The organism is Sediminihaliea albiluteola (assembly GCF_014077625.1).
Classification (GTDB): Bacteria; Pseudomonadota; Gammaproteobacteria; order Pseudomonadales; family Halieaceae; genus Sediminihaliea; species Sediminihaliea albiluteola.
In genome coordinates, this window is the sequence record NZ_JACFXU010000017.1 from 183,172 (window position 1) to 196,494 (window position 13,323).

Below are 13,323 nucleotides of genomic sequence, written 5' to 3' on the forward strand. Positions count from 1 at the left end.
CTTAGTCAGCCGCTGCCTCAGCACCTAGTTGAGGCAGCTTAGCTGACTTTCTGTTTGGTGCTGGCTTTTTTGTCACTGGAGAAGTTGTGCTCCATCTCTAGTGCGGGTGAGTCCGATGACGGCCGTCCCACTACCTTAGCGGGAACACCGGCCACGGTGGTGTGAGGCGGTACATTTTCTAGCACGACACTGCCGGCGCCAACTTTGGCACCGTCACCCACAGAAATATTTCCTAGGATTTTTGCACCGGCACTGATCAGTACGCCGTTGCCAATCTTCGGGTGTCGGTCACCATATTCTTTGCCAGTACCGCCCAAGGTCACTGACTGCAAAATAGAGACGTTGTTGCCAACGACCGCGGTTTCACCGATCACTAAGCCCGTGGCATGATCAAGCATGAGACCGTGGCCTAAGGTGGCATTGGGGTGAATGTCGACACCGAATTCGGCTGACACGCGGTTTTGGAAGAATAAGGCCAAGGATTCCCGGCCACGCTTCCACAGCCAATGGGCCACCCGGTGTGTCTGCAGGGCATGAAAACCTTTGAAATATAAAAAAGGAATATACAACTCGTGACAGGCTGAGTCGCGATCCATTACTGCCAGCAGGTCTGCCCGCACGGTTTCAAGCAAGCAGCTGTCGTCTCTAAAGGCTTCAAGTATGACTTCACGCAATAGCAAAGAGGATGCAGCGGGGCTATCGAGCTGATTCGCCAGGTGGAAACTCAGTGCGCGCTCCAGTTTGCAGTGGTTGAGTATTGTGGCGTGTAAAAAGCTGGCTAAAATAGGTTCTTTTGCCGCATGAACGGCGGTTTCTTCACGTATCCGATCCCAAACAGGGTCGCCTTTTTGCGTGGACATAAACGGCCTACCTCAAAACTAACAGAGCACTCTAGCGTAAAATCGCCCCAGCGTCACGATGGGGGCTTGCTAGTCTGTGCATGATGCCTAGCGGAGAGAGCCCGCTAAGCGAGTGCTGATTGACCGCGATAACGCCACAAAGCATGGCCGCTAGCACGGTATTTTTTTTCAAACAAAGTGATGGGTGCTTCATCAATTTGGCTGACGACGCCCCTGCCATCGGCTAAAGACATTGCTAGGCCAAATTCTTCAACATAGCTTTGCCAATTAGAGCGCAGTTCAATTTTACCGCCAAGTTGTACGAGTTGTAAAAATGATGGGTGCCCATGTATGCGGCGCTGCAGGTGGCCTGATTTGGGCCAAGGGTTGGGGTAGAGCAAGTAGTGAAAATCCACCTGCCACTGCTCCTGTAATATCAGCTGCCAAATATCTTCGCACTGGGCGCGCAGCAGTAAATAGTTGCTCGCCTCTTGCTTAACATGACGCTCTAGTCGATGAGCGGATTGATCAATGCCAACCACCAGATGATCCGGATGGCGCTCGGCCAGTATAGCAGTGCTCTGTCCGGTGCCGCAGAAGGAATCGATCACTAGGGCTTGTGGCGCGTCATTTATCCGCTGTTGCAGCGCTTTAAAAGCCTCGCGATTGTGCGCTGCTAGCGGCTTTTTGCTCGGCGATTGCAAATGGCGCTGTACCACCCGCACTAGCTTGGGGTGGAGGAAAGCTTGATTGCTGGTAACGGCTCGCGACTCAGCTTGCAAAACGTCGGTGCTCCTGTAAAAGTGTCTGCCGCTCGCAGATAAGGGCCATTTCACAACAGTGTGGGCGGCGCTATGATAAGCGGGTCTCAGCTATCCTGTCATTACAAGGCGAAATTTTCATGCGCCAAGACCTGCGTCCTTACTGGTTAAAAAAAATATATTTGGCATATCGCCGCTGGTATACAGATTATTTCCTGCGGCCCGAGTGCAGTGAATTTGGGCCCAATGAAACCGTAATGAAGCCATGGTATGTGCATATTTCTGGCCCCAATATCAGTATTGGTCGCAACTTCACCGCAATCGGGGAGCCCATGCACCGGGTGGAAATTGGCGTTTGGGGGCGAGAAGAGGGGGCCGGTCGAATAGAGATAGGTGACTGTGTGTTAATGAGCCCGGGCTCGCGAATCAGTGCTAGCGATGAGATCACTGTTGGTGATGGCACTATGTTTGCTAATGGCGCTTATGTCACCGACTCCGATTGGCATACTTTGTACGACCGCACGGAACGTGATCAGCGGGTCACGCCAGTGCACATTGGGCGCAATGTTTGGCTGGGCGATCACGCGACGGTATTGAAAGGAGTCAGCATTGGTGACAATTCTGTGGTGGCCGCCCGTGCTGTCGTCACTAAGGATGTACCAGCCAATGTGGTGGTGGCAGGCAACCCCGCCCGGGTGGTTAAGGAGCTTGATCCGAGCCGGGGTTATATCACGCGCATGGATTATTTTGCTAAGCCAGAAGAATTAGCGCGTTTTTTTGATGAGGTCGACCGGCAAGTTCTGGGCAAGAATAGCTTTTGGTTCTGGCTCTGCTCAGTTGTTTATCCCGCATCGAAAAAGAAGCGCAAGTAAGCAGCTACTTTGGTTCGCAGCTGCAGTGACTTAGAGCAAGCGCAGTGGCTGCTCTTGCAGTGCCCACAATTGTTCGCGCAACTCTAGTACATGGTCTGCCCAATAGCGTTCAGTGTTGAACCAAGTAAAGCTGCGAGGAAAAGCTGGATCTTCCCAGCGTCGAGCTAGCCAAGCGGCGTAGTAGACCAAGCGCATCGTCCGCAATACTTCAATCTGTCGCAGCTGCCGAGGATCAAAGTCACCAAACTCACTATAGCCTTCAATCAATTCTGACAGTTGCAGTTCCCGCTCGTGGCGCTCGCCGCTTAAGAACATCCACAAATCTTGTATCGCAGGGGCGCTGCAGCAGTCGTCTAGGTCGACAAAGTGCGCGATATTGTCTCGCCAAAGAATATTGCCGACGTGGCAGTCCCCGTGAACTCGCAGCATGTCGGAAGGCTCTAGTTCGGCATAAAGGGTGCTGATAATGGGTAGTAGATCGGCGGTGACGGTTTCGTAGGCGGGGCGCAATTCAGCCGGGATAAAGTGTTCCAAGACAAATTCGCGATTCTGAATAAACATGCGCTCTACAGACAACACTGGGCGGTGTACAAATGCGGCTGTGCGCCCGACGTTATGCATCCTTGCGAGGGTGCGGCCCAGCACCAGTAAGTTGTCCATGTTGTCCAGCTCTGGCGGGTAGCCGCCGCGCCGAGGAAATAGGGCAAAGCGGAAGCCGGCATAGCGGTGGAGGCTGACACCCTGCGAGTCGACTAGCGGTGCCACCACGGAAATTTCTGCATCCTGCAGTGCCAAACTAAATTGGTGTTCCTCTAGAATTTGCTCATCACTCCAGCGGCCCGGGCGATAAAATTTCGCAATCAGTGGTTGTTCATCCTCTATGCCCACCTGGTAGACGCGGTTCTCATAGCTATTTAAGGCTAGCAGCCTGGCATCACAGAGGTAGCCCGCGGACTCAACCGCATCGATGACTAGATCTGGTGACAGAGATTCGTAAGGGTGTGAAGTCATGCTTGGCTCGCAATTTCAGAGAGTAAGGCAGCACTTTTGATCTGGGCGTACACACGGTCACCGACTGCCAACTTTAGGGTGGCTGCCGATTTGCGGGTAATCCGCGCCAATAAATACTGCTGTCCTAGAGCCAAGCGCAGTAACACAGGACTGTCATGCCGTGCTTCTATCTCAACTATGGTGACAGGCAGTATATTCAATATGCTGCTATCTACCGGCAGTGTACGGCAAATGCTCACGTCGCGGGCTGGAATACGTATACGAAAGTACTCCCCTTTTTGAGCTTTTAATTGATTGACCCAGAGGCTTTGGCCCTCTAGCGCAAGTTCACTCAAACCATAGTCATCTTGGCCGCGCAATTGGGTGAGCAAGATGGCGGCGGCTTTTTCCTCCTGAGCTAGGCGGGTATCGATGCGGCTGCTCAATTCAAGCATAGAGCCATGCTCTCTAACCCGCCCCTCGCTTAGGATTAACATACGGTCTGCGAACTGACTGACTTCCTCGATATCATGGCTGACATAGAGCATGGGAATCTTGGCGTGCTCGATGACTTGTCGCAAATAGTGCAGGCACTGTTGGCGGCTCGCGCTGTCGAGGTTGGCTAGCGGTTCGTCTAATAGTAGTAGGCGGGGTGCGCTGAGCAGGGCTCTGGCGATCGCAACCCGTTGTCGTTGGCCGGCCGATAGCGTGTCAGGCATGCGCTGTAATAAGTGCTCGAGCCCTAGCCAGCTTACAACTTGATCTTGGGCAAGAGCCTGCACAGGGCCGCGGCGGCGGCTGGCAAAATCGAGGTTGCCGCTGACATCGAGGTGGGGAAACAAACGTCCGTTTTGAAATACATAGCCGACCCGGCGCTGCCAGCTCGGCAGGGAATAGCCGCGTCGCTGCCAGCACTGGGCGGCAAAGTTGATTGTGCTGTCACCCTCGGGTTTACGTAAACCCGCAATGCACTCCAACAGGGTCGTTTTACCGCTGCCGCTAGGACCGTAAATCGCGGTGACACCCTCTAGGCTTAAGCTTTCCTCAAGCGCTAGGCTAAAGCCGTCAGCACCACGGCAATGTAGCTTTAACTCAAGCATCGTCATGCGCCAATACCGAGACTGCGGCGATTACTGCGATACAGCAGAAACAGCAAGGCCAGTGAAAATGCCACCAGTAAAGCCGCCAGGCGATGGGCCTCGGCAAACTGCAGCGATTCTACGTAATCAAATAGTGCCACTGACAGTACCCGTGTCTCCCCGGGGATATTGCCGCCGATCATTAGGATCACTCCAAACTCGCCGACGGTGTGTGCAAAGCCTAGGCTGGCAGCAACTAGAAAACTGCGCCGGCTCAGTGGTAGGACCACCGAGCGGAATTGGTCAAAGGGCTTGGCGCCGAGGGTGGCGGCGGCTTGGAGTAATTCTTGGGGTACTCGGCTGAAGGCAGCTTGCAGTGGCTGGACAACAAAGGGCAGGGAATAAATGACCGAGCCGATCACTAGGGCTTGGAAGCTAAAGGCGAGCTGAGAGCCAGTGGCTTGCTGCCACAGACTACCAATGAAGGACCCGGGAGCGAGCAGTAGCAATAGATAAAAGCCCAGCACTGTGGGCGGCAGGATCAGCGGCATGGCAACGAGGGCTTCGATCAATGCGGCCAGTGTGCCCTCGCGTCGGGATAGCCACCAAGCCAAAGGCGTGCCGAGCAAAACCAGTAGGACAGTAGTGGTTCCCGCAAGTAACAAAGTGAGGTAAATCGCGTCTAATTCAGCGGCGCTCATAGGCAGTTATCGTAACCGTATTGTCGGATCTGTTGTCGCACCGCTGGGCTCAGCAGCCATTTAAGGTAAGCTTGAGCCTGAGGCTTATCAGCGGCCCTTGGCAAAAGCACGGCTTGTTGCTCGATCGCATTGTGCCATTGTTGTGGCACAAGCAGGCCAGCATCTAAACTTAAAGATTGTGGCACCAGTGCTAAATTAACCCCGCCACTGTGCCAGAACTGCCAGGTTTGCACAGCATTGTTGCCCAATACCAGTTTGCGCTTATGCCCAGCTTGAAACTCATCGCGGCTCAGCACTTCCTCTGCGGCGCGGCCGTAGGGTGCTGTTGTCGGGTTGGCTATAGCTAGGCTTTGCCTAGGGTCAGCTAGAGCCGACCAGTCACTGGCGCCGAGCAGAACGAGGCGCCCGAGAGCATAGCAATAGCGTTGGCCGGGCAGGGTAAAGCCTTCCTGCTCTAAGATAGCTGGAGTGTCGCTGTCCGCGGCGAGCAGAATATCGAAGGGCGCGCCGTAACGAATCTGATTGTGCAGGACGCCCGTAGAAGCGCTGCTGAGTAGCACAGTCGTGTCCTGAGCAGCTTCGAATTCAGGGTTGATTTGCTCCAGCACCGGGCGGAAGTTAGCGGCCACGGCAACTCTCAATGTCTCATTGCTCCAGCAGGGAAGAGCTAAGCAGAGGCAAAATAGCCAGAGGTAGCGCACGATTCTCCTTGCGACTGTTAGTCCGGTGGGGCGGGAGTGCGAGCGAGGCACCAGAGCTGCACTGTATGGGCGCCAGCTTCTTTTAGGCAGCGCGCCAGGGCGTTGGCAGTGGCTCCCGTGGTCATCACATCATCCACAATTGCGATCCGCAAATTGTCACAGCCTCTGCTTAATGTAAAGGCGCCGGCCAGGTTGCCTTGGCGGGCTTTGGCATTCAGCCCAGCTTGGGCGAGTGTTGAGCGTTGCCGCCGACACCAGCGACTAGCTAGCTTTGTACTGCGCAAAGCCGGGTGATGTTGTTGAAGCTCTTGGCATAGTTGCAGTGCTTGGTTGAAGCCCCGCTGTAGCAGCTTGCGCCAGTGCAGCGGTACAGGGAGCAGGAGATCGACTGCTGGCAGCTCGGCCGGAGCAGCGTAGAGCCACAGGGCAGCCATCAGCTTGGCGAGTTTGGGGTCGGGCTGGTACTTCCAGCGCTGTATGAGCAGCGCGAATTGCTCGTCATAGAGGTAGGGTGCCAATACAGCATCAAAGTGAGGACTGCTGCGCAAACAGTGGCCACAATAGCGCGGGCCTAGTGAGTCGTGCTGCTGATTAATGCTGGCCAAAGGTAAGGCGCAGCGGCTGCAGCAATCCTTATTGAGTTGCAGTTCACCGCGACAGGCGCTGCACAGGGGCTCTTTCCGGCACTGCAAACCACAGAACAGGCAGCATTGTGGGAACAGCCCATCGAGTAGCATTTGGCGCCAGCTGTTAACCATGGCGATGCTTATTGGTTGACAGTGGGAGTTGAGCATTTATCATGGCGCCTTCGTTAACTGCCTGGACATTACCCATGCCTAGCCCCTCCTCTGAGTCCGCTGATATTCGTCACGATTGGTCCCGCACTGAAGTGGAAGCCTTATTTGCGCTGCCTTTCAACGATCTGCTATTTCGAGCTCACAGCCTGCATCGTCAGTATTTTGACCCGAATCAGGTGCAAGTAAGCACTTTGCTTTCGATCAAAACCGGAGCCTGCCCAGAGGATTGTGCTTATTGCCCCCAGAGCAATCGTTACGATACCGGCCTGGAAGCCGAAAAGTTAATGGAAGTGGAGAAGGTTCTAGAGCAAGCGCGTGCTGCTCGGGCTAGTGGCGCCACTCGTTTCTGTATGGGGGCAGCTTGGCGCTCGCCTAAAAAGCGCGACATGCCCTATGTGGTTCAGATGGTGAAAGGCGTGCGTGAGCTGGGGCTAGAGAGTTGCATGACACTGGGAATGCTGAGCGCTGAGCAGGCCGCAGAGCTGTCAGAGGCAGGACTGGATTACTACAACCACAACCTCGACACCTCGCCGGAGTTTTACGGTGAGATCATTACCACCCGTACCTACCAAGATCGGCTAGAGACGCTGGACAATGTGCGCCGGGTGGGCATGAAAGTATGCAGTGGTGGCATTGTTGGCATGGGCGAGAAGTCCAGTGACCGCGCCGGTTTGTTACAGCAGTTGGCCAATATGCCGCAGCATCCCGAGAGTGTGCCGATCAATATGTTGGTGCGGGTTGAGGGAACGCCCTTGGCGGAACAAGCTGAGCTGGATCCCTTTGATTTTATTCGCACCATCGCGGTAGCTCGGATCATGATGCCGGCCTCACATGTGCGTCTGTCGGCGGGGCGTGAAGAAATGAACGAGCAAATGCACGCGCTGGCATACTTCGCCGGTGCTAACTCGATTTTCTATGGTGAAAAACTACTCACCACCCCCAACCCCCAGGCGAACCAAGATATGGCCCTGTTTGCCCGCTTGGGTATTGCGCCTGAGCAGCGCCAAGTGAGCGAGCCTCCCCAGGCTCCCACACCGCAGTTCTATGACGCCACTGAGGTTTCTACTGCTGGCCGCAATGCCGAGCTGGCTTGATACCACCCTCATTGAATATTTTTGAGCAACGGCTGGCAGCCCAGCTAGCAGAACGCGAAGCAGCTAATCTGTACCGCAGGCGCCTGAGCTTAGACACAGCTCAGGGACCTGTGATTCAGGTTAATGGGCGTCAGCTGGTCAATTTTTGTAGTAATGATTACCTGGGCTTGGCGGCTCATCCGCAGCTAAAAGAGAGCTTGCGCAATGCTGTCACGCGCTACGGGGTAGGCAGCGGTGCTTCGCATTTAGTGTGTGGGCACTCTGCTGCCCACCACGAGCTGGAAGAAGCTTTAGCTGAGTTTAGCGGCCGTCCACGCGCGCTACTTTTCGCTAGTGGCTTTGCTGCCAATACGGGCACGCTCAGCACCCTGCTACAACCCGGTGATACCGTACTACAGGATCGTTTAAACCACGCTTCCTTACTCGATGGTGCCTTACACAGTGGCGCCCGCTTACAGCGTTTTGCGCACAATGATTTGCAGGTATTAGAGCGTAAGCTCGACGCAGTTCGCGGCCCTGCGATGGTAGTGGTGGATGGTGTGTTTAGCATGGATGGCGATGTCGCCCCCCTAGCTGCCCTGGCGCAATTGGCTCAGGCCAAACAGGCTTATTTAATGGTGGATGATGCTCACGGCTTTGGTGTGCTGGGCCAGCGGGGCATCGGCAGTACCGAAGCGGCTGGTTTGGGCGCGCAGGATGTCCCGGTATTGATGGCGACTTTGGGTAAGGCCCTAGGTACTGTGGGGGCCTTTGTTGCCGGTAGCGACACTTTGATTGAGTCCTTGCTGCAAGGGGCGCGCAATTATGTTTACTCCACGGCCATGCCGCCTGCTCTAGCCGCTGCGGGGCTAACGGCATTGCACTTATTGCAGAGCGAAGCTTGGCGGCGCAGTCATGTATTGAGTCTAGCTGCGCGATTCCGTCGCGGCGCTGAGCAATTGGATTTGCCACTGCTCGATGCTGCTGGCCCTATTCAGCCGCTGATTGTTGGCAGTGCCGATCGCGCCTTAGCGCTAAGCCGTGAGTTACAGCAGCGTGGCCTATTGGTCAGCGCTATCCGTCCGCCCACGGTGCCGCCTAATACCTCTCGTCTGCGCATTACTTTTAGCGCGGCGCATAGCGAGGCGCAGGTCGATACATTGCTGCAAGCCTTGGCGGATTGTTGGCAGCGACATGCCTGAGCCTTTAGTTATGGAGCGTTTGCTGGCCAGTGGCGCTGCGCAGCAGGAAGTGGTCTTGCTACATGGCTGGGCGAGTAGTCGCGAGGTATGGCGGCCACTGCTGCGAGCCTTGCGGCCCTGGGCCAATATCACACTGCTCGATTTGCCTGGCTTGGGAGGGGAGGGCGAAGCTCTCGATCTCGAGGCATTATTACAGGCCATTTTGGATCAGGCGCCGAGTCGTGCAGTCTACATTGGCTGGTCCCTAGGTGGACAGTTGGCGACCTTGCTAGCGGCCAAGCATCCGCAGCGGGTGCTTGGGCTTGTCAGCTTGGCGAGTAACCCGCGCTTTACCGCCGATAAGGACTGGCCCGGTGTCGATCCGCAGCATTTGCAAAAAATGAGCGAGGAGCTGCAGCGGGCGCCCGAGCGCACATTGCGTCGCTTTGAGGCCTTACAAGTGATGCAGCAGGGGCCATCAAGTTTGATCAAGGACTTGGCTGCATGTCGCGGCACTGCGAGTGAGGGCTTGTCGCTAGGCTTGCAGTGGCTGGCCTCGCTGGATAATCGAGAGATTTTGGCAACCCTGCAGCAACCCCAACTCCATTTGCTAGGCGCTGAAGATGCGCTGGTGCCGGCGAGCCTAGAGCCAGTTCTATCGAGCCTATTAGCTTCTAGTTTGAATGCTGAAGTGCTCTTAGTTTCAGGCGCTGGGCATGCCTTGCCGATTCAGTCAGCGCAGTCGGTGGCCGAGAAAATACAGAGCTTTTTGAGCGAGCAGGCTCTGCTTGGCGCGCCATCGCTACCCGCTAGCCGGATTAATAAAAGCGCGATTGCTGACTCATTCAGCCGAGCCGCTGCGAGCTATGACAGTGTGGCTAGTTTGCAGCGCGATGTCGGCAAGCAATTATTGCGCAGTATTGAATCACTCGAGTTGCAGCCTCGAAGGGTGTTGGACTTAGGTTGTGGTACGGGTTTTTTTCAGCCGGCCTTGCGCCAGCGATTTCCACAGGCCCATTATGTTGGTCTAGATATCGCGCTAGGTATGCTTAGCTACGCGCGCCGTCAACACGACCCGAATGGCTCATGGTTAGCCGGAGACGCCGAGCAACTCCCCTTGGCAGAAAACTCAGTGGACCTGGTGTTTAGCAGTTTGGCGATACAGTGGTGTCAGCAGCCGGAGGCCTTATTTGCTGAGCTTGGCAGAGTGCTTCGTCCGGGGGGGCTCTGTGTTTTTAGTACCTTGGGGCCGAAGACTTTGCATGAGTTGCGCAGCGCTTGGGCGGCGGTGGACTCACACCAGCATGTCAACCAGTTTTTATCTGCTGATGATTTACTGGCCGCTAATCAAGCAGCCGGTAAGCAAGCGCTGCGACTGCAGCCCAAAATGTTTCGCTTGCACTACGGCAAGGTCAGGGAGTTGTTTGACGAATTGAAAACCCTCGGTGCGCGCAACATGAATAAGGGGCGCTCTGCAGGACTGACGGGTCGCAAACAACTCAGCACTATGATGCAGGCTTATGAGGGCTTTCGGCAGGAGGGTTTGCTGCCGGCCAGTTACGAGGTCTATTTTGGTGTGTTGGAGAAACAATGAGTCGTACTTGGTTTGTAACAGGCACTGATACCGAGGTAGGAAAAACTGCAATTAGCTGTGCGCTCCTGCATGCCGCCGCCGCGCGTGGCTTGCGAACCGCGGCCCTGAAGCCGGTGGCAGCGGGTTGCGATGAGCAGGGTCACAATGAGGATGCACTCGCCCTGCAGGCTGCGATGACAGAGCCCTTAAGTTATTTACAGGTCAACCCAGTGGCGCTGCAGCCGGCGCTGGCTCCGCATATCGCTGCAGCACAAGTGGGTAAGCGCCTGCAAGCTTCTCGCTTAGCGGGGCTGTGCCGCGGAGTTATGAACAGTGGCGCTGAGTTTGTGCTGATTGAAGGTGCGGGGGGCTGGCGAGTGCCTTTGAGCGAGCGTGAAACGCTGGCTGATCTAGCGCAGCAGCTGCAGGTGGGCGTCATTATGGTGGTTGCTATGCGCTTGGGTTGCATCAATCACGCCCTGTTAACTGCTGAGGCTATTGCCCGTGATGGTTTGCAGCTAGCTGGCTGGGTAGCGAACCAGCCAGGACAGCGTATGGCCTGTCACGAAGAAAACCTCAGGACTTTACAACAACATTTATCAGCTCCCCTGCTAGCTGAAGTTCCTCAGCTATCCCCCTACTCGCCAGAGCGAGCAGCGACTTACCTCGATATACAGCCGCTTATAGGTTCGTGAGTACTCACTGTCAGGCCTCATTTTGAAGCTTTGATATAACTCAACTGAGTTTTACTGCTGCTCTAAGGCCTAAAAAGTTATTTGACATTGCTGGTGATATACGCAGAATGTGAACACCGAACACATAGGCCGATATTGCTACCCACTGCGAGTGCTGCTCACGGCAGTCGCTTCGGTCTCCGCTACCAGAACCTGACGAGAGGTTAATCGAATGCCTGAGTACAAGGCCCCACTGCGGGATATCAGTTTTGTGATGAATGAGCTGCTTGAATCAGAGCAGCTCTACCAGACGCTGCCGGGCTTCGAAGAGGCCACCGCAGACTTAATGAATGCCATTGTGGAAGAGGGCGCTAAGTTTGCTGAAAACGTGCTCTCGCCACTGAACCAGAGCGGTGATGAAGAAGGCTGTCAGTGGTCACCTGAGGGTGTAAAGACCCCCAGTGGCTTCGTTGAAGCTTATCAGCAGTATGTCGATAATGGCTGGCCGGCGCTCTCTGCTGACGCAGAATACGGTGGCCAGGGCATGCCAGACTTCCTCGGTAGCATCATCAGTGAAATGATCGGCACGGCGAACTGGTCCTGGAGCATGTACCCGGGCTTGAGCCACGGTGCTATCAACACACTTGAGGCGCACGGTGACGAGCAGCAAAAGCAGCTCTACCTGACCCGCTTAGTCGAGGGCAGCTGGACCGGCACCATGTGCTTGACCGAGGCGCACTGTGGCTCTGACCTAGGTCTGCTGCGCACTAAGGCCGAACCACTTGATGATGGTAGCTACGCCATTAGCGGCACCAAGATCTTTATCAGTGCCGGTGAGCACGATATGGCTGAAAACATTGTCCACATCGTATTGGCTCGCCTACCGGATGCCCCAGAGGGTACCAAAGGTATTTCGCTGTTTATCGTGCCCAAATTCAATGTCAATGAAGACGGCAGCCTCCTCGGTGAGCGCAACAGCTTAGAGTGTGCCTCCATCGAGAAGAAGATGGGTATCAAGGCATCTGCGACCTGTGTGATGAACTTCGATGCTGCTAAAGGCTATCTGATTGGCCCGCCAAACCGCGGCCTAAACTGCATGTTCACCTTTATGAATACCGCCCGTATCGGCACAGCGATTCAGGGTTTGGCACACGCAGAGTTGTCTTATCAGGGGGCTTTGGCTTACGCCCGTGATCGTCTTTCAATGCGCAGCCTTAGCGGGCCTAAAAATCCCGATGGGCCAGCAGATCCGCTGATCGTGCACGCTGATGTGCGGCGCATGTTGTTGACCCAAAAAGCCTTTGCCGAAGGAAGTCGAGCCTTAATTTACTTCTTGGCCCAGCAAGGCGATATCGTTGTTGCTGGAGATGAAGAGCGCGCTAAAGCAGCCGATGATCTGATGGCTCTGCTGACACCAATTGCCAAAGCTTTTATTACCGAAACCGGCTTTGAGTCCGCTAACCACGGCGTGCAGATTTTTGGCGGTCACGGCTACATTCGTGAGTGGGGCATGGAGCAAATTGTGCGTGATGCGCGGATTGCCATGCTCTATGAGGGCACTACTGGTATTCAGGCTTTAGACCTAGTCGGGCGCAAAGTGCTGGGCTCCGGCGGGCAATTGCTGTTGGGCTTTACCAAGCTCATCGAGGAGTTCTGCGCTGCCAATAGCAGTGAAGCTGATGCGTCTTTCATTAAGGTGTTGGAAGCTTATAAAGATGAGTGGCTTGAGATATCGATGAAGATCGGTGAAGCAGCGATGAAAAACCCTGATGAAGCAGGCGCGGCTGCGGTGGACTATTTGATGTACAGCGGTTATGTCACTTTGGCCTACTTCTGGGCGCGAATGGCGGTTCTGGCGCGTCAAAAAATTGCGGCCGCCGACGGTGATGCCTCGTTTTATGAAGCTAAGCTGATGACGGCACAGTTCTATTACGACCGCTTGCTGCCGCGCACTGTGGCGCACAAGCAGGCCCTGTTGTCAGGCTCTGATAACTTAATGCAGATGCCAGACGAGCTCTTCGACTTCTAAGCGAAGACGAACAGAACAAGCGCTGCGGGGTGACTTCCGCGGTGGAAGAGGGG

General features: G+C 55.2%; 13 protein-coding genes. 6 read left to right on the forward strand and 7 right to left on the reverse strand.

Annotated elements, in window-relative coordinates:
- Window positions 1-38 precede the first annotated feature (38 nt).
- Window positions 39-860: a serine O-acetyltransferase gene (gene cysE / locus H2508_RS12600; protein WP_182174296.1), complete on the reverse strand. Its 822-nt coding sequence runs from the start codon at window positions 858-860 to the stop codon at window positions 39-41.
- Between the two features lie 104 nt (window positions 861-964).
- Window positions 965-1,621 (reverse strand): tRNA (guanine(46)-N(7))-methyltransferase TrmB, encoded by a 657-nt coding sequence (gene trmB / locus H2508_RS12605; protein ID WP_182174299.1) that lies wholly within the window; start codon window positions 1,619-1,621, stop codon window positions 965-967.
- Window positions 1,622-1,740: 119 nt separating this feature from the next.
- Here trmB and H2508_RS12610 point away from each other — a divergent pair, with 119 nt between their 5' ends.
- Window positions 1,741-2,472: an acyltransferase gene (locus tag H2508_RS12610; RefSeq protein ID WP_182174302.1), complete on the forward strand. Its 732-nt coding sequence runs from the start codon at window positions 1,741-1,743 to the stop codon at window positions 2,470-2,472.
- Between the two features lie 30 nt (window positions 2,473-2,502).
- On the opposite strand, the gene H2508_RS12615 is transcribed toward H2508_RS12610, so the two are convergent.
- Genes H2508_RS12615 through H2508_RS12635 form a run of 5 tightly spaced genes read right to left on the reverse strand, consistent with a single transcriptional unit; the run spans window position 2,503 to window position 6,701 of the window.
- Complete coding sequence (locus H2508_RS12615) at window positions 2,503-3,483, reverse strand: serine/threonine protein kinase (protein WP_182174305.1); 981 nt, start codon at window positions 3,481-3,483, stop codon at window positions 2,503-2,505.
- Window positions 3,480-4,568, reverse strand: coding sequence for a molybdenum ABC transporter ATP-binding protein (modC, locus tag H2508_RS12620; protein WP_182174308.1), 1,089 nt, complete (start codon window positions 4,566-4,568; stop codon window positions 3,480-3,482). The genes H2508_RS12615 and modC overlap by 4 nt, the downstream gene beginning before the upstream one ends.
- Window positions 4,565-5,242: a molybdate ABC transporter permease subunit gene (gene modB, locus H2508_RS12625; RefSeq protein WP_182174311.1), complete on the reverse strand. Its 678-nt coding sequence runs from the start codon at window positions 5,240-5,242 to the stop codon at window positions 4,565-4,567. Before modB ends, modC begins: the two co-directional genes overlap by 4 nt.
- On the reverse strand, window positions 5,239-5,943 hold the full coding sequence (gene modA, locus H2508_RS12630; RefSeq protein ID WP_182174314.1) for a molybdate ABC transporter substrate-binding protein: 705 nt from the start codon (window positions 5,941-5,943) through the stop codon (window positions 5,239-5,241). Before modA ends, modB begins: the two co-directional genes overlap by 4 nt.
- Window positions 5,944-5,960: 17 nt before the next feature.
- Entirely contained in the window at window positions 5,961-6,701 is a 741-nt protein-coding gene (locus tag H2508_RS12635; RefSeq protein WP_182174317.1) for a ComF family protein, read from the reverse strand.
- Window positions 6,702-6,775: 74 nt separating this feature from the next.
- Between H2508_RS12635 and bioB the strand changes: the two genes are divergently transcribed.
- The 5 genes from bioB to H2508_RS12660 all read left to right on the forward strand — a co-directional run bounded on the left by bioB (window position 6,776) and on the right by H2508_RS12660 (window position 13,270).
- Window positions 6,776-7,834, forward strand: coding sequence for a biotin synthase BioB (bioB, locus tag H2508_RS12640; protein ID WP_182174320.1), 1,059 nt, complete (start codon window positions 6,776-6,778; stop codon window positions 7,832-7,834).
- On the forward strand, window positions 7,831-9,015 hold the full coding sequence (bioF, locus tag H2508_RS12645; RefSeq protein WP_235965341.1) for an 8-amino-7-oxononanoate synthase: 1,185 nt from the start codon (window positions 7,831-7,833) through the stop codon (window positions 9,013-9,015). Before bioB ends, bioF begins: the two co-directional genes overlap by 4 nt.
- Window positions 9,008-10,588 (forward strand): malonyl-ACP O-methyltransferase BioC, encoded by a 1,581-nt coding sequence (gene bioC / locus H2508_RS12650; RefSeq protein ID WP_182174323.1) that lies wholly within the window; start codon window positions 9,008-9,010, stop codon window positions 10,586-10,588. The genes bioF and bioC overlap by 8 nt, the downstream gene beginning before the upstream one ends.
- Window positions 10,585-11,262: a dethiobiotin synthase gene (bioD, locus tag H2508_RS12655; RefSeq protein WP_182174326.1), complete on the forward strand. Its 678-nt coding sequence runs from the start codon at window positions 10,585-10,587 to the stop codon at window positions 11,260-11,262. Before bioC ends, bioD begins: the two co-directional genes overlap by 4 nt.
- 211 nt (window positions 11,263-11,473) lie before the next feature.
- Window positions 11,474-13,270 carry an acyl-CoA dehydrogenase C-terminal domain-containing protein gene (locus H2508_RS12660; protein ID WP_182174329.1) on the forward strand — a complete coding sequence of 599 codons (1,797 nt, stop codon included), beginning with the start codon at window positions 11,474-11,476 and terminating at the stop codon, window positions 13,268-13,270.
- Window positions 13,271-13,323: the final 53 nt, after the last annotated feature.